14 protein-coding genes are annotated in these 20,124 nt (G+C 72.5%); 12 read left to right on the top strand and 2 right to left on the bottom strand.

The features are described from left to right. Nucleotides 1–36: 36 nt before the first annotated feature. The 4 genes from ACFU9P_RS30630 to ACFU9P_RS30615 all read left to right on the top strand — a co-directional run bounded on the left by ACFU9P_RS30630 (nucleotide 37) and on the right by ACFU9P_RS30615 (nucleotide 4,840). The gene (locus ACFU9P_RS30630; RefSeq protein WP_376372089.1) at nucleotides 37–1,197 is read left to right on the top strand and encodes an NAD-dependent formate dehydrogenase; all 1,161 of its coding nucleotides are present in this window, start codon (nucleotides 37–39) and stop codon (nucleotides 1,195–1,197) included. 120 nt (nucleotides 1,198–1,317) lie between these two features. Then, entirely contained in the window at nucleotides 1,318–3,240 is a 1,923-nt protein-coding gene (locus ACFU9P_RS30625; protein WP_384087306.1) for an NAD-binding protein, read from the top strand. Between the two features lie 99 nt (nucleotides 3,241–3,339). Continuing rightward, the gene (locus ACFU9P_RS30620; RefSeq protein WP_376372087.1) at nucleotides 3,340–3,540 is read left to right on the top strand and encodes a hypothetical protein; all 201 of its coding nucleotides are present in this window, start codon (nucleotides 3,340–3,342) and stop codon (nucleotides 3,538–3,540) included. Between the two features lie 256 nt (nucleotides 3,541–3,796). After that, nucleotides 3,797–4,840: a phosphatidylinositol-specific phospholipase C domain-containing protein gene (locus ACFU9P_RS30615; RefSeq protein ID WP_384087091.1), complete on the top strand. Its 1,044-nt coding sequence runs from the start codon at nucleotides 3,797–3,799 to the stop codon at nucleotides 4,838–4,840. A 96-nt stretch (nucleotides 4,841–4,936) separates the two neighbouring features. Here the strand turns inward: ACFU9P_RS30615 and ACFU9P_RS30610 are convergent, their stop codons facing one another. Continuing rightward, nucleotides 4,937–6,493: an ATP-dependent DNA ligase gene (locus ACFU9P_RS30610; protein WP_384087088.1), complete on the bottom strand. Its 1,557-nt coding sequence runs from the start codon at nucleotides 6,491–6,493 to the stop codon at nucleotides 4,937–4,939. A gap of 146 nt (nucleotides 6,494–6,639) precedes the next feature. On the opposite strand from ACFU9P_RS30610, the gene ACFU9P_RS30605 reads away from it, so the two are divergent. The 3 genes from ACFU9P_RS30605 (at nucleotide 6,640) to ACFU9P_RS30595 (ending at nucleotide 11,690) form a co-directional block, all read left to right on the top strand. Beyond that, complete coding sequence (locus ACFU9P_RS30605; protein WP_384087086.1) at nucleotides 6,640–7,668, top strand: oxygenase MpaB family protein; 1,029 nt, start codon at nucleotides 6,640–6,642, stop codon at nucleotides 7,666–7,668. Further along, nucleotides 7,650–9,920 carry a tetratricopeptide repeat protein gene (locus ACFU9P_RS30600; protein ID WP_384087084.1) on the top strand — a complete coding sequence of 757 codons (2,271 nt, stop codon included), beginning with the start codon at nucleotides 7,650–7,652 and terminating at the stop codon, nucleotides 9,918–9,920. The genes ACFU9P_RS30605 and ACFU9P_RS30600 overlap by 19 nt, the downstream gene beginning before the upstream one ends. A 237-nt stretch (nucleotides 9,921–10,157) precedes the next feature. Then, the gene (locus ACFU9P_RS30595) at nucleotides 10,158–11,690 is read left to right on the top strand and encodes a phytoene desaturase family protein (RefSeq protein WP_384087081.1); all 1,533 of its coding nucleotides are present in this window, start codon (nucleotides 10,158–10,160) and stop codon (nucleotides 11,688–11,690) included. 19 nt (nucleotides 11,691–11,709) lie between these two features. Here ACFU9P_RS30595 and ACFU9P_RS30590 read toward each other — a convergent pair whose 3' ends face one another. After that, on the bottom strand, nucleotides 11,710–13,581 hold the full coding sequence (locus tag ACFU9P_RS30590) for a serine hydrolase (RefSeq protein WP_384087078.1): 1,872 nt from the start codon (nucleotides 13,579–13,581) through the stop codon (nucleotides 11,710–11,712). A 216-nt stretch (nucleotides 13,582–13,797) separates the two neighbouring features. Here ACFU9P_RS30590 and ACFU9P_RS30585 point away from each other — a divergent pair, with 216 nt between their 5' ends. The 5 genes from ACFU9P_RS30585 to ACFU9P_RS30565 all read left to right on the top strand — a co-directional run bounded on the left by ACFU9P_RS30585 (nucleotide 13,798) and on the right by ACFU9P_RS30565 (nucleotide 19,981). Beyond that, nucleotides 13,798–14,904, top strand: coding sequence for a calcium:proton antiporter (locus ACFU9P_RS30585; protein ID WP_384087303.1), 1,107 nt, complete (start codon nucleotides 13,798–13,800; stop codon nucleotides 14,902–14,904). Nucleotides 14,905–15,024: 120 nt separating this feature from the next. After that, entirely contained in the window at nucleotides 15,025–15,267 is a 243-nt protein-coding gene (locus tag ACFU9P_RS30580) for a DUF397 domain-containing protein (protein WP_046496401.1), read from the top strand. A gap of 301 nt (nucleotides 15,268–15,568) precedes the next feature. Further along, nucleotides 15,569–16,069, top strand: a complete 501-nt coding sequence (locus ACFU9P_RS30575; protein WP_046496399.1) for a hypothetical protein — start codon at nucleotides 15,569–15,571, stop codon at nucleotides 16,067–16,069. A 174-nt stretch (nucleotides 16,070–16,243) separates the two neighbouring features. Next, nucleotides 16,244–18,595: a glycoside hydrolase N-terminal domain-containing protein gene (locus ACFU9P_RS30570; RefSeq protein WP_384087075.1), complete on the top strand. Its 2,352-nt coding sequence runs from the start codon at nucleotides 16,244–16,246 to the stop codon at nucleotides 18,593–18,595. Between the two features lie 240 nt (nucleotides 18,596–18,835). Beyond that, a complete protein-coding gene (locus ACFU9P_RS30565) occupies nucleotides 18,836–19,981 on the top strand; it encodes a chemotaxis protein (protein WP_384087072.1) in 1,146 nt (381 codons plus the stop codon). Nucleotides 19,982–20,124 lie beyond the last annotated feature (143 nt).

Here is a 20,124-nt window from a genome sequence, read left to right as displayed (position 1 = left end):
ACACCTTCCCGCAGCAATCGATGAGGAGCCGCAGTCATGGCAAAGGTGCTGTGCGTGCTGTACGACGACCCGGTCGACGGATACCCCAAGACCTACGCCCGGGACGACCTCCCCAAGATCGACCACTACCCCGGCGGGCAGACCACCCCCACCCCCCAGGGCATCGACTTCACCCCCGGCCACCTGCTGGGCAGTGTCTCCGGTGAGCTGGGCCTGCGCTCCTACCTGGAGTCCCAGGGCCACACCCTGGTCGTCACCTCGGACAAGGACCGGGAGGGTTCGGTCTTCGACCAGGAACTGGTCGACGCCGATGTTGTCATCTCCCAGCCGTTCTGGCCCGCCTACCTGACGGCCGAGCGGATCGCCAAGGCCGAGAACCTCAAGCTGGCCGTCACGGCGGGCATCGGCTCCGACCATGTCGACCTCGACGCCGCCATCGCCAAGGGCATCACCGTCGCCGAGGTCACGTACTGCAACAGCATCAGCGTCGCCGAGCACGTGGTGATGATGACGCTGTCGCTCGTACGGAACTATCTGCCCTCGTACAAGTGGGTCCTGGACGGCGGCTGGAACATCGCCGACTGTGTCTCGCGCTCGTACGACCTGGAGGGCATGCAGGTCGGCACGGTGGCCGCCGGGCGTATCGGCCTCGCCGTGCTGCGCCGCCTCGCGCCCTTCGACGTCGGCCTGCACTACACCGACCGGCACCGGCTGCCCGAGTCCGTGGAGCAGGAGCTGGGGCTCACCTGGCACGAGAGCGCCGCCGCGATGGTCCCGCACTGCGACGTGGTCACCATCAACGCGCCCCTCCACCCCGAGACGGAGGGTCTCTTCGGCGACGAGCTGATCGCCACCATGAAGCGCGGCGCGTACCTGATCAACACCGCCCGCGCGAAGATCGCCGACCGTGACGCGATCGACCGCGCGCTGCGCAGCGGACAGCTCGCCGGGTACGCGGGCGATGTGTGGTACCCGCAGCCGGCCCCCGCCGACCACCCCTGGCGGACCATGCCGCACCACGGCATGACCCCGCACATCTCCGGCTCCTCGCTCTCGGCGCAGGCGCGGTACGCGGCGGGTACCCGGGAGATCCTGGAGAACTTCTTCGCGGGCACTCCGCAGCGTGACGAGTACCTGATCGTCGACAAGGGCGCGCTGGCCGGAGTGGGAGCGCACTCCTACTCGGTCAAGAGCTGACGACGAGTCACATTGGGGTCACCGCGCGCCCCCGCGGTGGCCCCGAATTTCCTTGCCCTCCACACTGTTCGGGTGACCTCACTTCCTCACCAGGCGCAACTCGGCTTTCCCACGGGCCATATGATCGTCTGCGGCGACGACACCCTGGCCCAGCGGCTCGCGGGCGAGCTGCGCGATGTGTACGGCGAGCAGGTCACGCTCGTCGTCCCGCCGGCCCGCGGCCACCTTCCGCCCGCCCCGCTCGTGGCACGCGGCAGGGCCTCCGCCCTCATCGGACGGATGTCGGCGGCGGTGAACCGTACGGCAGCGGCCCAGCCCGTGGGCGAGGGCGCCGGACGGACCGAGGGGCCACAGGTCATCGAGGCGCCGGCACCCGACGAGGACGTCCTCGTGGACGCGGGGGTACGGGAAGCCGCGGCGCTCGCCCTCGTCCATGACGACGACGAGATCAATATCCGGGCCGCGCTCGCCGCCCGCCGCCTCAACCCCCAACTGCGCCTGGTCATCCGGCTGTACAACCGCAAGCTCGGCCAGCATCTGGAGGCCCTGCTCGACCAGGCCGCCGCCGTCGCCACCCCCGGGATCGACGCCGCCGCCCTCGACGCCTCCACCACGGTCCTCTCGGACGCCGACACCGCGGCGCCCGCGCTCGCCGCCACCGCCGTCGCGGGCACCAGCAAGGTCGTCAGGGCCGACGGACTGCTGCTCCGGGCCGTGGAGCGCACCCCGCCGGGCCCCGGCGAGGTCGCGGACCCGGGGCTGTGCACCCTCGCCCTGCTCTCGGCCACCACCAACGACCCGGCGGGCGCGGAGGGTTCGGACAACAGCGGCCAGGAAGGCCCCCGGCTGCTGCCCGACGACGCCAGCGCCGCCGCCGCCACCGGACGGGGCATGGTGGTCCTGGAGGCGGTGACCCACGCGGGCCCCGATCTGCCGGCGCGCCGGCTCGGCGGGCGCGGGGCGCCGCTGGGCTCGCTGTTCTCCCGCCGGCTGCGCTGGTCCTTCGCCGGGATCGTGCTGGCCGTACTGGTCCTGGCCATGTCGTCCTGGATCTTCACCGGGGTCCATCTGCTGCGCGCGACCTATCTCACCCTGCTCGACCTGTTCGCGATAGGCGACCCCGCCGAGGGCGAGCCGGCACCCCGTCAGATCCTTCAACTCCTCTCCGGAGCCACGGGACTTCTGCTGCTGCCGGTGGTGATCGCGGCGGTGCTGGAAGCCCTCGGCACCTTCCGTACGGCATCCGCGCTGCGCCGCCCGCCGCGCGGGATCTCCGGGCATGTGGTGCTGCTCGGCCTGGGCAAGATCGGCAGCCGGGTGCTGGTCCGGCTGCGGGAACTCCGTATCCCGGTGGTGTGTGTGGAGGAGGACCCCGAGGCGCGCGGCATCGCGCTCGCCCGCGGGCTGCGGGTGCCGGTCGTGCTGGGCGATGTGACCCAGGAGGGCGTGCTGGAGCAGGCCAAGATCCAGCGGGCGCACGCCCTGCTCGCCCTGACCAGCGCGGACACCACCAACCTCGAAGCCGCGCTCTCCGCGCGCTCCCTCGCGCCCGGCCTGCGGGTGGCGCTCCGGGTGTACGACGACGACTTCGCGACCGCCGTCTACCGCACCCTGCGCGCCGCCCACCCCGAGGCGCTCACCCGCAGCCGCAGTGTGTCGACCCTGGCGGCTCCCGCCTTCGCCATCGCCATGATGGGGCGTCAGATCCTGGGCGCCATCCCGGTGGAGCGCAAGGTGCTGCTGGTCGCGGCCATCGATGTGGCGGGCCATCCGCGGCTCGAAGGGCGTACGGTCGCCGAGGTGTTCCGGCCGGGCGCCTGGCGGATCATCGCGCTGGACACGGCGGAGCCGGCGGACCGGGTGCCCGATCTCGCGGACACCCGGCTGGACCGCGAGGGCCGCCGGCCGGCGGGGCTGGTCTGGGATCTGCACCCCGGTTATGTGCTGCACCCCCGGGACCGGGTGGTCGTGGCGGCCACCCGGCGCGGCCTGGCGGAACTGCTGGGCCGCCGCCCGGGCCGCCGTACACCGGACGCGCCCTAGGGCGCGTCCGGTGCGTAGCGTCGTCCACCGCGCACCGGGGATGCGGCGGGCGCGGGCGGGAACGAGAATGGCCACACACCGGACGAACAAGGAGGCGGCATGAACGCAGAGTCCGCTGCGCGGCCGGAGGGGCACGAGGGCATCACCCCGGACCGGCTGCTGCACACCGCCGGTGACGAGGTGACTCCGGAGGATCTGGCCCTGGCCTCGGGCCGCGATCTCACCCCGGAGACCATCGAGTGGGCCAGGCGCAGGCTGGCCGAGCGGGGCCGCGCGGCCATCGAGGAACAGCTTCCGTAACGCAACCCGCAACCCGCAACCCGCAACCCGCAACCCGCAACCCGCAACCCGCAACACCCGCACACTCACACGCACCCGCGCACACACCGCACCACACCGCGTGCCCCGCCGCCGACGAGCGGAGAGGGGGCGCTTCTTTCCGCCCCCCATTGCCCGCGCACACGGAAACTTCCATCCTCCCGCTGGTCACTGAATTCCCCTACGCTCCCTCTCGGTTGACATGCCCAAGACATGCTCAGCGGGAGGAACAAGGGATATGGCAAAGCTTCTCCGCACCACGATCGCCGCCGGCGCCGTGGCCGTACTCGCTTTCGTCACCACTCCGGCCGGTGCCGCCGACACCAGCCAACTCCCCTTCCCCGCCACCACAGGGGTCGGTGTCCACAACGCGTACGAGAAGGCCACCTTCCCCTACTTCGCGGACGCCCTGGACTCCGGCGCCGGAATGCTCGAACTCGACCTGTGGACCAATGTGTTCGGCGCCTCCTGGCGTGTCTCGCACAGCAACCCGCTGGGCAATGACAACAACTGCGTGAACGCCACCAACGTCGGCGAGCTGCGCAACAAGGCGCAGAACCGCGATCTGGCCGGCTGCCTCGCCGACATCAAGGTCTGGCACGACGCCAACCCGGGACACCGCCCCATCGTCCTCAAGCTCGAACTCAAGGACGGCTTCCTGGGCACCGCGGGCCGTGGCCCCGCCGCCCTCGACGCCTTGCTCACCAGCAAGCTCGGTGACGCGCTCTACCGCCCCGCCGACCTGGTGGGCGGCCACAGCGACCTCGACCAGGCGGCCCAGGCCGGCGCCTGGCCCACCCGCGCGCAGCTCGCGGGCAAGTTCATCGTCGAACTCATCCCCGGCACGGTCGAGGAGCAGAACCCGTTCGACACGCTGTGGACCGACCGCGAGTACGCCACCTACCTGCGCGACCTCAAGGCGGCGGGCCGGCTGCGCGAGGCGGCCGCCTTCCCCGCCGTCCACAACGCGGCGGCCGGCGACCCGCGCACCCGGTACGCGGACGCCTCGATCCGCCCCTGGTTCGTCTTCTTCGACGGTGACGCCTCGGCCTTCACGGGCGGCAGCATCGACACCTCGTGGTACGCGCAGCGCAACTACTTCGTGCTGATGACGGACGCGCACAACGTGCCGCCGGCCATCGACGGCACCAACCCCACCGAGCAGCAGGCCCGCGACCGGCTGGCCCTCCTCGCCCAGCGCAACGCGAGCCTGATCTCGGCCGACTGGCACGGGCTGAAGCCGGTGCTGCAGTCGGTCGTGGCGCGCGGCGCGGCCCAGTAGAGCCACCGGGTCCCGGGCCGGAAGGGACGCCGGCCCGGGACCCCTCCCGTACCACCACCGACCACTCCCCGTCCCCACCCCCACGGCCGGGGCGCCTCAGGTCCGCTCCTCGGCGCCCCGGCCATGGGCCGCGAGTACCGTCCCCACGGTGTCCGCCTCCGCCGCCGGTTTGTCCTCCCGGTAGCGGACCACCCGGGCGAAGCGCAGTGTCACGCCCGCCGGATAGCGGGACGACCGCTGGAGCCCGTCGTACGCGATCTCGACCACCAGCTCGGGCCGTACGGTGACGGTGAAGCCGTCGTCCCGTACCGCCAGCTCCCCGAGGCGCCCGGTCTGCCACTCCAGCATCGCGTCCGTCAGCCCCTTGAAGGTCTTGCCGAGCATCACGAACGAGCCGTCCTCGCGCCGCGCGCCGAGATGCAGATTGGAGAGCCTGCCGGTGCGCCGGCCATGGCCCCACTCGGCGGCCAGCACCACCAGGTCCAGGGTGTGCACCGGCTTCACCTTCAGCCAGCCCGCGCCCCTGCGGCCCGCGCTGTACGGGGTGTCGAGCCCCTTGACCACCACGCCCTCGTGCCCCCGGTCCAGGGTGATCCGCAGGAACTCCTCGGCCTCCGCCGCGCCCGTGGTCCCGGACGCCGCCGAGACGACGAGCCGCCGTACCCGCATCGGTTCCGGTACGAGCCGTACCAGCGCGGCGTGCCGCTCGGCGGCCGGCAGATCGAGCAGATCCTCGCCGTCCGCCGCGAGGACGTCGAAGAAGACGGGCGAGAGGGGTACCGCCACGGCCGCGGACCGTACGTCGGTACGGGAACCCACCCGCCCGGCGATCTCCTGGAACGGCCGCGGTCTGCCGTCCTCGTCCAGCGCGATGACCTCCCCGTCCAGGACGAACCGGTCGCCGTCCAGCCCGAGCGCCACCTCCGTCACCTCGGGCAGCCGGTCCGTGATGTCGTCGAGCGTCCGCGTGAAGATCCGGACCGTAGGCCCCTCCCGGTGCACCTGCACCCGGATGCCGTCCAGCTTCTCCTCGACGGCGCAGTCCCCGAGCCGCCCGATCGCCTCGCCGACACCGGCGGCGGTCTGCGCGAGCATCGGCAGTACGGGGCGGCCCACCGTCAGCAGGAACTCCTCCAGCACATGCGGCCCTTCGGCCAGCAGCCGTTGCGCGACCTGCTGGAGCGAGCCCGCCAGCATCACCGCACGCCGCACCACCGCGGGCGCGGCGCCCGAGGTCTCCGCGAGCGCCTCGACGGCCAGCGCGTCCAGCGCGCCCTGCCGCAGTTCGCCGGAGACCAGCCCGATCAGGAAGCGCTGCTCGTCCTCGGTGGCCGCGGCGAGCAGCTCCTGCACCAGCCGCCGCCGCTCGCGCTGCGATCCGGGGCCCGCGACGGCCGCCAGGGCGGTGAAGGTGTCATTGACGCCGTGCACGGTGAGGGTGGCGCGGTCCGCGGGCGGCGGCGGGTTCTTGAGGGCGTTCCAGCCCACGCCGATCCGGCCCTGGGGCAGCCGTCCGGCGAGATACGGGATGACGACGGGCACGTCCTCGGGCCCGGCCGTACGGAACACTCCGGCCAGCAGGGCGATCTTCCGGGACCGCGCCGAGGTCTGCGCGACCTCCCGGGAGACACGGGCGAGCGGTGCCAGCATCATGCAGCCATCGTGCTACGCGGCGCGCGCGTCCGCGCGTCCTGTGCGGGGACCCGATCCGGCTCCGCCGACGTACGGCATTAGCCTGGCCGTACCGCCCCGGCGGCGCGGCGGTACGGGGCCGGTTGCACGGCAGGGAGGGACGAGCCATGGACGACCGCGTCGACCGCGAGCGCCAGGAGGACCGGCCCGCCGGGGGCGGGCCCGACCTCCCGGGCGAGGCCGGACCGTACCCCGGTGCACCGGGTACGGCGGGCCAGCGCGACCCCGGGCTCTTCGGGCCCGGGTCCGTCACCTGGCAGCTCCACAGCGACCCCATGATGTGGATCGCCGGGATCCGCGCCCTCTATCTCCAGGCGCTCCACCCCCGCGCCATGCGCGGTGTCACGCAGAACAGCGACTTCAGGAACGACGCCTGGGGCCGGCTGCGCCGTACCGCCCACTTCGTCGGCACCATCAGCTACGGCACCACCGAGGCCGCCGAGCGGGCCGGCGCCCGGGTCCGCCGCATCCACCGGCATCTCAAGGCCACCGACCCGGCGACCGGTGAGCGGTACGGCGTCGACGAGCCCGCCCTGCTGCTCTGGGTGCACTGCGCCGAGGTCGACTCGTACCTCCAGGTCCTGCGCCGCTCCGGCATCCCCCTCACCGACGCGCAGGCCGACCGCTATGTGGCGGAACACCGCGTGGGCGCCCGGCTGGTCGGCCTCGACCCGGCCCTGGTCCCCGCCACCACCACCGGACTGGCCGACTACTTCGCCCGGGTGCTTCCCGAACTGGACTGCGGACCCGAGGCCCGGGACGTCGACGCCTTTCTCCGCAGGCCGCCGGTCCATCCGCTGCTCGCCCCGGCGCGCGAACTGCTCTGGCGGCAGGTGGCCTCGCTCGCGTACCAGGCCCTGCCGCCCTTCGCCCACGCGCTGTACGGCAGACCGGCCGCAGCACCGGAGACCGTCAGCAGGCGGCTCACCACGGCCGGGAGCCTGCTGCGCCGCATCCCCGCGCGGGTGCGCTGGCAGCTCCCGCCCCGGCACATTCTGCGGGCAATGGCCCGGCTCGGGGCCGACACCCGTCCCAGCCCGTACACACTCCCGGGCGGGGCGGCCATACTGGACGGGCCGGGGAGGGCGCAGCGAGGTGACGGGGGCGACAGCACGCGATGGCGGACACCAGGCTGATCCAGGGCCGCTACCGGCTGCTCGAACAGATCGGGCGCGGGGGGATGGGCGAGGTGTGGCGGGCGCGCGACGAGTCGCTCGGCCGGCGGGTCGCCGTCAAGTGCCTCAAGCCGCTGGGCCCCCAGCAGGACTCGTCGTTCACCCGGATCATGCGGGAGCGGTTCCGCCGCGAGGCGCGAGTAGCCGCGGCCCTCCAGCACCGCGGGGTGACGGTCGTCCATGACTTCGGAGAGTACGAAGGTGTCCTCTACCTGGTCATGGAACTGCTGGAAGGCCGCAACCTGAGCCAACTCCTTGAGGACAACGAACAACGGCCGCTCCCGGTGCCCGATATCGTCGACATTGCTGAGCAAATCGCGGACGCCCTCGCGTACACCCATCAACAGGGCATCATCCACCGCGACTTGAAGCCCGCCAACATCATGCGGCTCACCGACGGCACGGTGAAGATCTGCGACTTCGGCATCGCGCGCCTCGGCCACGACATCGGCTTCACCTCCCGGCTCACCGGTACGGGCATCGCCATGGGCACCCCGCACTACATGTCGCCCGAGCAGATCGGCGGCGGCCATGTCGACCACCGCAGCGATCTCTACTCGCTGGGGTGCGTGCTGTACGAGATCGCCACCGGCTCCCCGCCGTTCGACCTGGACGACGCCTGGGCGGTGCTGGTCGGGCACCGGGACACCGTCCCCGAACCGCCCAGCGGCCACCGCGCGGAGCTGCCCGGCTTCCTGGACCGGATCGTGCTCGATCTGCTGGCCAAGGTGCCCGAGGAGCGGCCCGCCGACGCGGCGGATCTGCGGCGCAGGATCACCGGCGCGCGCTCGGCCCTCCCCGTATCCGGTCCGGGACCCGGGACCGGCCCGTACCCCTACTCCGTGCCGCACACCGGTCCGGCCGCGCGCCCGGGGCCGCCGCCTGACGGCCCCCGGCTGCCGCCCTGGACGCGGGGGATGACCACCGGGCACAAGGCGACCGGGATGTCCCTCCTCCGGCAGACCCCGCCCGACCACACCGCGGGCCTGACCGGCGAGTGGACCGCCCCCGTCGACCCCCGTCTGGCCACCGGCACCCCCTATCCGCGCCCGGCGCGGCCCACCCCGTCGCCCGAGCAGCTCGCCGTCCTCGCCAGCAGGCACAACGCCGGGCTGAGCCTGGGCCGGCTGGGCCGCTGGGAGGAGGCGGGCGAGGTGCACCGCGCGGTGGCGGCCGAGCGCGAGCACGCCCTCGGCCCGGACCATCCGGACACCCTGCGGAGCCGGTACGAAGTCGGGTTCACGCTCAGCAGGACCGGCCGTACGGCCGACGCGCTGCGGGAATTCGCACGGGTCGTGGAGGGCCGCGAACGCGCCCTCGGCCCCGACCACCCCGACACACTCACCGCGCGCCAGGAGATGGCGTACGTCCTCGGGCAGCTCGGCCGGCACTTCGAGGCGCATGAGGTGTTCACGGCGGTGCTCGCCTCCCGCGAGCGCACGATGGGCCCCGACCACCCGGACACGCTGCGCTGCCGCCACAACCTGGCGTACAACCTCAGCAGGCTCGGCCGGCTCGAAGACGCGTACCGGCTGGCCCGCGAGGTCGCCGAAGCCCGCGCCCGGGTGATCGGCGCGGGCCATCCCGACACCCTGGTCACCCGGTACGAAGTGGCGTACACGCTCGGGCTGCTGGGCCGCTGGCCGGAGGCGCTGGGCGCGTACCACGAGGTCGCCGCGGCCCGCGCCCGCGCGCTCGGCCCCGACCATCCCGACACCCTCGCCGCGCGCTACGAGGTGGGGATCGGGCTGGGCCGGCTCGGCCGCAGCGCGGAGGCGCTGGAGCTGTACCGGGCGCTCGTCGCGGACCGTATCCGTGTCCACGGCCCGCAGCATCCGGAGACCCTGCGCGCCCGGCACGGCTACGGGGTCAATCTGGGCAGGCTGGCCCGCTGGGAGGAGGCGCTCGCGGAGTCCCGCGAGGTCTGCGCGCTGCGCGAGCGGGTGCTCGGCCCCGACCATCCCGACACGCTGGTCAGCCGCCGGGAGATCGCGGTCGGGCTCGGCTGGCTGGCCCGCTGGGGCGAGGCCCTCGCCGTCTACCGCCAGGTCGCCGCGACCCGCGACCGCGTACTGGGCCCGGCCCACCCGGACGCCCTGGCCAGCCGCAACGACGAGGCGCACTGCCTGGAGCAGCTCGGCAGGGGAGCGGAGGCGGTGGAGCTGTACCGCCAGGTGGCGGCGCTGCGCCAACAGAGCACCAGGGGCGGCTGAGATACCGGGTCCGGTACGGCACGCGTCCGGCGCCCACGGGCCGCGCGGGACCGGATGGACCGGTACGGGCCGGTGAGGACCGGCTCCCCGTACCCCGCCCGGCGAAGGCACGGCCGTACGGTCGTCGTCGCCGTGCCCCGGCGGTGTCCCCGAGCCGGCCCGGCCCCGCACTCCGCGGCCCCGACCCCGCGCCCCCGTACCCCTGGCCCCGCGATCAGGCTCGTGTTACCAAGAGCCATGCCCGCACATGTCTCGTACGACGCCGTCATCGTCGGTGGCGGCCACAACGGCCTGGTCGCCGCCGCCTATCTCGCCCGCGTCGGGCGCTCCGTCCTCGTACTGGAGCGGCTCGGCACCACCGGTGGCGCGGCCGTCTCCAGCCGGCCCTTCGCGGGGATGGACGCCAGGCTCTCCCGGTACTCGTATCTGGTGTCCCTGCTGCCGCAGAAGATCGTCCGGGAGCTGGGGCTGCGCTTCACCGTGCGCAAGCGGACCGTCTCCTCGTACACCCCGCTGGGCGACGGCGGACTGCTGGTCGGCGAGGGCCGTACCCACGCCTCGTTCGCCGCGCTGACCGGCGGTGAGCGGGAGTACGCGGCCTGGCGGGAGTTCTATGCGATGACCGGGCGGGTCGCCGAGCGGGTCTTCCCGACCCTCACCGAACCGCTGCCCACGCGCGAGGCGCTGCGCGAGCGGATCGACGACGAGACCGCCTGGCGCGCGCTCTTCGAGGAGCCCATCGGGGTCGCGGTCGAGGAGCGGTTCCGGCACGATCTGGTCCGGGGCGTGGTGCTGACCGACGCCCTGATCGGCACCTTCGCCGACGCCCACGACCCCTCACTCGTACAGAACCGCTGTTTCCTCTACCACGTGATCGGCGGCGGCACCGGCGACTGGGACGTCCCGGTCGGCGGGATGGGCGCCCTCACCGACGCGCTGGCCGACGCCGCCCGGTCGGCGGGCGCTGAGATCGTCACCGGACACGAGGCGACCCGGATCGACACCGACGGCGGGAACGCCGAGGTCACCTTCCAAGTGGGGGACACCGAAGGCACGGTGACGGCGCGTCAGGTGCTGGTGAACGCGTCGCCCCAGGCCCTCGCCACGCTCCTCGGCGAGGAGCCGCCCGCTCCCGCCGAAGGCGCCCAGCTCAAGGTCAATATGCTGCTGCGCAGACTGCCCCGGCTGCGCGACCGGTCCGTCGATCCGCGCGAGGCCTTCGCCGGGACCTTCCATATCGCCGAGGGGTACGGGCAGTTGGCGACGGCGTACCGGGAGGCCGCCGCCGGCCGGCCGCCGAGCGCCCCGCCGTCCGAGATCTACTGCCACTCCCTCACCGACCCCTCGATCCTCGGGCCGGAACTGGCGGGGCAGGGGTACCAGACGCTCACCCTGTTCGGACTGCACACCCCGGCCCGGCTGTTCGCCGCGGACAACGAGTCCGTACGGGCGGAGCTGCTCGCCGCGACCCTCGCCCAGCTCGACCAGCGGCTGGCCGAGCCGATCGCCGACTGTCTGGCGGTGGACGCGGACGGCCGCCCCTGTATCGAGGCGAAGACCCCGCTCGACCTCGAACGCGAACTGCGGCTGCCCGGCGGCCATATCTTCCACCGCGACCTCTCCTTCCCGTACGCCGCCGAGGGGACCGGGCGCTGGGGCGTGGAGACGGCGCACGCCAATGTGCTGCTGTGCGGGGCGGGCGCCGTCCGGGGCGGCGGGGTGAGCGGGGTGCCCGGCCACAACGCGGCGATGGCGGCTCTCGGGCGGTGAGTACAGAAGGCTTCCGGGGTCAGTCCTCGGAGGCCGTCCAGCCCGCCGTCCCGATACGGGCCCTGTCCTCCTGCCGCGCCTCGTCGAAGACCGTACGCCCGCCGTCCTCGATCCGCAGGGCGTCCACATACGCGCCCCGCCCGACGTACAGCCGGTCCGTGGTGTAGCGCCAGCGCAGCCGTACCTCCGTACCGCGCCACTCCGCGAGATCCGCGGTCAGCCGGTGCCAGACCCGTCCCGACCAGCCGGTCGCCGAGCCCGCGGGGTGGTCCTGCGGCTGCTCTCCCTTCCGTACGGTGGTGAAGGGCACCGCACGCCAGCTCGCGCCGCCGTCCGCCGACGCCTCCAGGAACAGCGCGTCCGAGCCGGGTTCGGTGTCCCACCACAGGGAGCAGCGCAGCCGCGCGTCCCCGGACTCCGGGGTGAGCGGGGGCAGGGTGAGCGTGGCCGTGGTGGCACCGGCCATACCGGAGAACCAGGCGGTACGGCCACGCTCCGGCCGGACCGCGACGGCCCGGGCCATCCGGTCGGCGGTCGCGACCCGGGGCGCGCTGCCGGAGCGCCAGCTCCGCACGGGATGGACGGAGTTGCCGAGGACGACGAGGAACGAGTCGGTCGTCGGGTCGAGGACCAGACTGGTGCCGGTGAATCCGGTGTGGCCCGCGGTGCTCGGGGTGGCCATCGCGCCCATGTACCAGTGCTGGTACAGCTCGAAGCCCAGGCCGTGGGCATCGCCGGGGAAGTCCGTGTTGAAGTCGGTGAACATCAGCTCCACCGACTCGGGGCGCAGGATCCTCGCCCGGCCGTAGGCGCCGCCGTTGAGAAGCATCCTGGCCAGGACCGCCAGGTCCCAGGCGCAGGAGAAGACTCCGGCGTGGCCCGCGACCCCGCCGAGGCTGTACGCGTTCTCGTCGTGCACCTCGCCCCACACCAGTCCCCGGTCGAGCCCGGACCAGGGCCGCCGGGCGTCCTCGGTGGCGGCGATCTTCGGCTTCCAGGAGGCGGGCGGGTTGTAGCGAGTGCGGTGCATCCCGAGCGGAGCGGTGATCTCGTTCCGGAGCAGTGCGTCCAGCGGCTGTCCGCTGATCCGCTCCAGAATGAGCTGGAGGGAGATCAGATTGAGGTCCGAGTAGAGATACGCCGTACCGGGCGGGCTGACCGGCGCCTCGTTCCACAGCAGTTCGAGCTTGCCCTCGTAGGTCGGCGCCGTATAGAGGGGGACCCAGGCGCGGAAGCCGGAGGTGTGTGTCAGCAACTGACGCACCGTGATGTCCTCTTTGCCTGCCCGCCCGAACTCCGGGAGGTACGCCGTGACCCGCTCCTCCAGTTCCAGCGCGCCCCGCTCGATCCGCTGGACGGCGAGGATCGAGGTGAACAGCTTGGAGACGGAGGCCAGGTCGAAGACCGTGTCCTCGGCCATCGCGATCTGCTGCCCGTCCGGGAATTCGACTCCCTCGCCGGTCTTCTCGTCGTATGCCGCATAGCGCACGGCCTTGCCGATCGGGTGGTGCAGGGCGACCGTGCCGCCCCGGCCGGCGAGCAGCACGGCGCCCGCGTACCAGGGGCGGACGGGGGAGGGGCCGAGGAAGGCCGCCGCATCGCTGACCAGCCGCTCCAGCTCACGGGGGAGCAGCCCGGCCCGCTCGGCCGAGCCGCGCCGCAGGGTCCGCCGCCCGGAGCCGGGCCCCTGACCCGGGCGCCCGCCGGTCCCGGCGCCCGGGCCCCCGCCGCCCGGTCCGGCCGTCGCCGCGCGGGCCGTGCCGTCGGCGAACGGGACCGGCGCCAGCGCGAACGCCCCGCCCAGGGCCAGCACCCCACCGCTCAGCCTGCGCCTGCTGATCCCGTCGCCCGCGCCGCCGTCCGTACCGTCGCCCGAACCGTCCTGCGCCATCAGAGGGCCCTCCCTTGAAAGTATCTTTCGGGATCGCGATCGAATGCTGAAACTTTCTTGCGGGGTCCGGGCAGTGTCAACCCTCCTGCCCCGTGCGGCCTCGATACCACGGCGGAACTGACGCCGCATCACCGCAAGCGGCCCGCGGAAGCCGTCCGGCGCAGCCCGCCGCGCGTACCCCCTCCACCTCTGGAAGCGTGAGCCGACGTGAGCCGCATGACGAGGAGCGACCCCATCAGATCCCTGGTGTCGCAGTGGACCCTGGTGGTGCCGCTGCTCGCGCTGATCGCCCTGGTACTGAGCTGGGGGCGCTCGCTGCCCGGCTTCGCGGTCGCCCTGGTCGCCCTCTGTCTCGCGGGCGCGGTCCTCGCGGCCGTGCACCACGCCGAGGTCGTCGCCCACCGGGTGGGGGAGCCCTTCGGCTCGCTCGTCCTGGCCGTGGCGGTGACCGTCATCGAGGTCGCGCTCATTGTCACCCTGATGACGGGCGGCGGCGACAAGGCGGCCACGCTCGCCCGGGACACCGTCTTCGCCGCCGTCATGATCACCTGCAATGGCATCCTCGGCCTCTGTCTGCTGGTCGGGGCGGTGCGCAGCCGGGTCGCCGTGTTCAATCCCGAGGGCACCGGCGCCGCCCTGGCCACCGTCGCCACACTGGCCACGCTCACCCTGGTGCTCCCCACCTTCACCACCAGCAAGCCGGCGCAGCAGTTCTCCCCGGCGCAGCTCGGCTTCGCCGCGGCCGCCTCACTGATTCTGTACGGGCTGTTCGTCGCCGTACAGACGGTGCGTCACCGCGACTCCTTCCTGCCCGTCACCCAGGAGGGCGAGGTACGGGAGGAGGAGCGGCACGCCCCGCCGGCCGGGCGCTATGCGGTGCTGCTCAGCCCTGCGCTGCTCATCGTGTCGCTGGTCGCCGTCGTCGGCGACGCCAAGGCGGTGTCACCCACCATCGAGTCGGGAGTGGAGTCGGCCGGGCTGCCGCAGGCGGTGGTCGGTGTGGTGATCGCCCTGCTGGTGCTGCTGCCCGAGACCCTCGCCGCGGTACGCGCAGCCCGCCGCGACCGGGTGCAGACGAGCCTCAATCTGGCGCTCGGCTCCGCGATGGCGAGTATCGGGCTGACGATCCCGGCCATCGCGCTCGCCACCGTCTGGCTCAGCGGACCGCTCGTCCTCGGCCTGAACTCGACCCATATGGTGCTGCTCGCGCTGACCGTGGTGGTGGGCGCGCTGACCGTCGCACCCGGCCGGGCCACTTTGCTGCAAGGCGGCGTTCACCTGGGCATCTTCGCCGCGTTCGTCTTTCTCGCCATCAGCCCGTGACCCGGCCGGGCCCAACTCCTCGCCCGCGCAAGGGAGAAGAGGGACCGTCGGTCGTGGCCTGTCGGGGACCGTCGCCGGTCGATAGGCTGACAGCGGACGACGCAGCGGGAGGAGCAGGACGTGGCCGACAGCACCACCACCCAGAAGCCGCTTTCGGGCTGGGACAAGCCGGAACTCGATCTGAGCAACGCGGAATGGCAGTCGAGCAGCCGGGGCACGGGTGACGTCCAGATCGCCTTCGTGGAGGGCTTTATCGCGATGCGCAACAGCGGGCGCCCGGAGAGCCCGTCGCTGATCTTCAGCCCGGCCGAGTGGCGGGCCTTTGTGATCAACGCGCGTGAGGGGGAGTTCGACCTCACCTGAGCAGGGCCCCTGGTGGACTTCCGGGCTTCCCGCACCCGACTCGCCTCCGTACGGCGGTGATTGAGCCGGGTGCGGTGGATCCGGCGTACGTTCCCGGCGTATGGACGGGCGTGTTCGCCCATGGCTGACGGCCGGATGCGACCGTCGGCGCCCGCTCGGGGCCGCCACCTCCGTATCACTCGCACCATCCGTCCCACCAGCACCGACGCATGGAAAGCGGCTTCCGCCGAACCGCTCCCGGTCCCCTGGAAGAGGATCCACCCGGCTCCGGGGAAGTGGCGCGAACCCGTACCATAGTGGGATGTCCTTCCTCCGCCGCCGCAGCGCCGCCACACCCGCCGGCCCGGACTTCGATGTCCTGGCCATGGACCCGGGTGACTGGCCCGGAAACCTGGGCGCCGGTCTGCTGCCCGCCCCCGACGGCAGTTGTCAGGGTGTCTTCCTCCGGTACGACCTCTTCGGCGGCCGGGGCCCCGCGATGATCATCGGAAATCTGCCCGAGGGGTCACCGGCGCGCGAGCTGGTGGACGGACAGATCCCGTTCGAGGTGGCGCAGCTTCTGCTGGCACTGGAGAACGAGGAGCCGGTCGAGGTCGTCGGCAGCGAGGACATCCCGGTGATGCAGGGGGACAATCTGCTGATCGTCCGCCGCCTCAAGCTCTCCGAGAGCCGGATCTCCTGTGTGCAGTTCGACCGCAGCGACCATGTCCTGGTCACCATCGCGAGCTGGGACCGGCCGATCACGGACGATCTGTACGCGCTGCTGAAGCCGCTGCCCGCGGAGCTGTTCCAGCAGGGCTGAGCGGACCGGCTCCCGCGCCGGCGGACCGGCTCACGCGCTGAGCGTACGCACCGACGGATCCAGGGCCGCGCCGCCTCCGAACAGGGGGTCGGCGCGGCCCTGTTCGTGCTGCCTGTGAACTGAATTTGTCTTGCGTATTGCCAATTCTGTCATCGGACCTTTAACGTCCGGGCCATGACGCCTGGGATCAGCCGCAGAACCACGATCAAGTCCGCACTAGGGGTTACCGGCGCCTTGACGCTGGGAGTCCCGGCCGTGCCTGCCCTCGCGGGGGGTCATGACACCTCCGATGAATTTACTCTCTGGTATCAAAAGCCCGCCGCCGACTGGGAGCGCGAGTCGCTGCCCATCGGCAGCGGCGCGCTCGGCGCGAGCGTCTTCGGGACGCTGGCGACCGAGCGGCTCACCCTCAATGAGAAGTCGCTGTGGACCGGTGGCCCCGGAGCCTCCGGCGGATACGACCACGGCAACTGGACCACGCCCCGGCCCGGCGCCCTCGCCTCCGTACAGCAGCGTCTCGACACCGAGGGCAAGCTCACCCCGGAGACCGTTGCCGCCGAACTCGGCCAGCCCAAGCACGGTTTCGGCGCCTATCAGGTCCTCGGCGAGCTGCAACTGGACGTGCCCGGCGCGCCGACGGCGCCCGACAGCTCGTACCGCCGCTCCCTCGACATCGGCTCGGCCCTCGCTGCCGTCTCGTACACCCATGAAGGGGCCACCCACACCCGGGAGTTCTTCGCCTCCTACCCGGGCCAGGTGATCGCGGGCCGGTTCTCCGCCGACCGGCCGGGGAAGACCGGCTTCATCCTCCGCTACACCTCACCGCGCGACGACTACACGGCGACCGCCAGCGGCGACCGGCTGACCATCCGTGGCACGCTCCAGGACAACGGGCTGCGGTTCGAGGCCCAGATCCGGGTACGCGCCGAGGGCGGCAGGGTCACCGCGGGCCCGGACGGCACCCTCACGGTCAGCGGCGCCAACAGCGCCTGGTTCGTGCTCGCCGCGGGCACCGACTACGCCGACACGTATCCGCAGTACCGGGGCACCGACCCGCACGGAGCCGTCACCAAGGCCGTCGACGCCGCCGCCCGCCGCTCGTACAACGCCCTGCGCGCCGACCATGTCCGTGACCACCGCGCGCTCTTCGACCGGGTCTCGCTCGACATCGGCCAGCAGCTCCCGGACCTGCCCACCGACCAGCTCCTGGCCGGATACACCGGGGGCGCCACCGCCGCCGACCGCGCGCTCGAAGCGCTCTTCTTCCAGTACGGCCGCTATCTCCTCATCGCCTCCTCGCGCGCCGGGTCGCTGCCCGCGAACCTCCAGGGCGTCTGGAACAACGTCACCAACCCGCCCTGGTCGGCGGACTATCACGTCAATATCAATCTCCAGATGAACTACTGGCTCGCCGAGGTCACCAACCTCGCCGAGACCACCGCCCCCTACGACCGCTATGTCGAATCGATGCGGGCGCCCGGCCGGGTGAGCGCGCGGGAGATCTTCGGCTCGACCGGCTGGGTCGTCCAGAACGAGACCAACCCGTACGGCTTCACCGGGGTGCACAACTGGGCGACCTCCTTCTGGTTCCCCGAGGCCGCCGCCTGGCTCACCCAGCAGCTCTACGACCACTACCGCTTCAATGGCTCCACCGCCTATCTGCGCTCCACCGCCTACCCGGTGATGAAGGAGGCCACCGAGTTCTGGCTGGCCAATCTCCGGACCGACCCGCGTGACGGAAAGCTGGTGGTCACCCCCAGCTACTCGCCCGAGCACGGTGACTTCACTGTCGGCGCGGCGATGTCGCAGCAGATCGTCTTCGACCTGTTCACCAACACCCTGGAGGCCGCGCGGACCCTCGGCGACAGCGCGGACTTCCGCCGTCGGCTGGAGACCGCCCTCGCCGATCTCGACCCCGGACTGCGCGTCGGCTCCTGGGGCCAGCTCCAGGAGTGGAAGACCGATCTGGACAGCCGGACCGACGACCACCGCCATGTCTCGCACCTGTACGCCCTGCACCCGGGCCGCCAGATCGAGGCGGGCACGGCCTGGGCGGAGGCCGCGAAGGTCTCGCTGACCGCGCGCGGCGACGGCGGCACAGGCTGGAGCAAGGCCTGGAAGATCAACTTCTGGGCACGGCTGCTGGACGGCGACCACGCCCACAAGATGCTCTCCGAGCAGCTCAAGAGCTCCACCCTGCCCAACCTCTGGGACACCCATCCGCCGTTCCAGATCGACGGCAACTTCGGTGCCACGTCCGGGATCGCGGAAATGCTGGTGCAGAGCCAGCACGGACCGATCGAGGTGCTGCCCGCCGTGCCCGCCTCCTGGCCCGAGGGACGGGTGACGGGCCTGCGGGCGCGCGGCGGGGCGACGCTCGACATCGAGTGGTCGGGCGGCAAGGCCACCAGGGTCGTGCTGCGCGCGAGCCGTACGGGTGAGCTGACCCTGCGCAGCACCGTGCTGCCGGGCGGGGAGCGGACCTTCCGGGCCACCGCGGGCCGGACGTACGTCTTCGGTTCCTAGGAGGTCTCCCAGGAGACCGGCCTCAGGGCGAGAACTCCAGGGCCCCGTCCGGTGTGGCAGCGGACGGGGCCCTGGGCCCCACCCGAACCGACCGGCCCGGTACGGACGCGTGATCGGCACAGGATCGTCACTGCCGCACCTCGCGCGAAACCGGACGGAATCCCGCACGATGGAGGGAGACGAGGGGGCCCGTACGGCTGTCCGCCCGCCGCCCGGCCTCCGACCGAGCGAAGGGACAGCATGGACAACAACGGTCTGACGCCCGACGTCCTGCGGGAGCTGCGGCGCCCGCGCCCCTATCCGGCGGTGTCCCTGACGATGCCCACGCACCGGCGCGATCCCCGTCATGAACAGGACGCGGTACGGCTGCGCAATCTGCTCACCGAGGCGGCGCACCGGCTGGAGGCCGACCCGGAGGTGGACAAGCGGGCCCGCACCGCGCTCAGGGCGCAGCTCGGCCGGGCCCTCACCGAGGTCGATCTGCGCCGCGCCCTCGACGGGCTGCTGATTCTCGCGGACGGCCAGGAGCACCGGATCTGGTACCTGGCCCGTGAAGTGCCCGAGCGGGTCGTCCTCAGCGACAGCTATCTCACCCGGAATCTGGTGGCCGCCACCGCTCAGTCACGGCCGTACTGGGTGCTGGGGGTCGCGGCCGACCGCGCCACGCTGTGGAGCGGGGCCGGCGAGTCGCTGCGCGAGCACCGCGGGAACGGATTCCCGATGGCGCCGCCCGAGGAGAGCTGGGACGTCGAGCGCGAGGAGCGGATCGGCGACACGCCGAGCACCTTCAGCGACGAGGAGACCCGTAAGTTCCTGCGGTCCGTGGACGACACGATGGGCGCGGTCCTGGCGCGCCGGCCCAGGCCGTTCTATCTGGTGGGTCTCGCCCCCGCGCTGGCCCTGCTGGACGAGGCGGGGAGCGCCACCCGTCCGGCGGCCGGCAGGCTGGTCAAGGGCGGTCTGGCGGACGGGCCCGCGCCGGTGCTGCTGAAGGAACTCCGGCCCGTCGTCGAGGAGTACGCGCGCCGCGAGAAGGACGACGTACTGAACCGGCTGGACGAGGCCAAGGGGCGGCGCACCTTCGCCGCCGGGCTCGACGAGGTCTGGGAGTCGGTACGGGAGAAGCGCGCCGACCTGGTCGCGCTCGAAGAGCACTACCGCCGTACGGTCAGGGTCTGCGACGGCCATCTCGTCCCGGTCGGGGACGCGCTCACGGCCACGCCCGCGAGCCGGGCCGCGAACGGCAACGGCGGCCGCAACGACGTACGTGACGACATCGTCGACGAACTGGTGGAGACGGCGCTGGACGGCGGCGCCGACGTGGTGTTCCTCCCGGACGGCACCCTCGCCGCGCACGACAGGATCGCCGCGGTCCTGCGCTACTGACACCCGCCGGTCCGGTGCCGGGGCGGCCGGCCGCGTCGAGCCGCCGGACACGGACGCCGTACAGGGCCGGACACAGACGCCGTACGGACACAGAGGCGGCGGGGGTTGTCTGTCCCCCCCTTGCTACCGGCAACCTCCCCGGC

This window comes from Streptomyces sp. NPDC057617 (genome assembly GCF_042800555.1).
Taxonomy (GTDB): domain Bacteria; phylum Actinomycetota; class Actinomycetes; order Streptomycetales; family Streptomycetaceae; genus Streptomyces.
Note: the sequence above shows the minus strand (reverse complement) of the source record. Positions and strands in the feature narration are given on the sequence as shown.

What these genes read in the sequence shown, in the direction of transcription:
- ACFU9P_RS30630 (WP_376372089.1), top strand. Translation starts at nt 37, where the DNA reads ATGGCAAAGGTGCTGTGCGTGCTGTACGACGACCCGGTCGACGGATAC.
- ACFU9P_RS30625 (WP_384087306.1), top strand. Translation starts at nt 1,318, where the DNA reads ATGATCGTCTGCGGCGACGACACCCTGGCCCAGCGGCTCGCGGGCGAG.
- ACFU9P_RS30620 (WP_376372087.1), top strand. Translation starts at nt 3,340, where the DNA reads ATGAACGCAGAGTCCGCTGCGCGGCCGGAGGGGCACGAGGGCATCACC.
- ACFU9P_RS30615 (WP_384087091.1), top strand. Translation starts at nt 3,797, where the DNA reads ATGGCAAAGCTTCTCCGCACCACGATCGCCGCCGGCGCCGTGGCCGTA.
- ACFU9P_RS30610 (WP_384087088.1), bottom strand. Translation starts at nt 6,493, where the DNA reads ATGATGCTGGCACCGCTCGCCCGTGTCTCCCGGGAGGTCGCGCAGACC.
- ACFU9P_RS30605 (WP_384087086.1), top strand. Translation starts at nt 6,640, where the DNA reads ATGGACGACCGCGTCGACCGCGAGCGCCAGGAGGACCGGCCCGCCGGG.
- ACFU9P_RS30600 (WP_384087084.1), top strand. Translation starts at nt 7,650, where the DNA reads ATGGCGGACACCAGGCTGATCCAGGGCCGCTACCGGCTGCTCGAACAG.
- ACFU9P_RS30595 (WP_384087081.1), top strand. Translation starts at nt 10,158, where the DNA reads ATGCCCGCACATGTCTCGTACGACGCCGTCATCGTCGGTGGCGGCCAC.
- ACFU9P_RS30590 (WP_384087078.1), bottom strand. Translation starts at nt 13,581, where the DNA reads ATGGCGCAGGACGGTTCGGGCGACGGTACGGACGGCGGCGCGGGCGAC.
- ACFU9P_RS30585 (WP_384087303.1), top strand. Translation starts at nt 13,798, where the DNA reads ATGACGAGGAGCGACCCCATCAGATCCCTGGTGTCGCAGTGGACCCTG.
- ACFU9P_RS30575 (WP_046496399.1), top strand. Translation starts at nt 15,569, where the DNA reads ATGTCCTTCCTCCGCCGCCGCAGCGCCGCCACACCCGCCGGCCCGGAC.
- ACFU9P_RS30570 (WP_384087075.1), top strand. Translation starts at nt 16,244, where the DNA reads ATGACGCCTGGGATCAGCCGCAGAACCACGATCAAGTCCGCACTAGGG.
- ACFU9P_RS30565 (WP_384087072.1), top strand. Translation starts at nt 18,836, where the DNA reads ATGGACAACAACGGTCTGACGCCCGACGTCCTGCGGGAGCTGCGGCGC.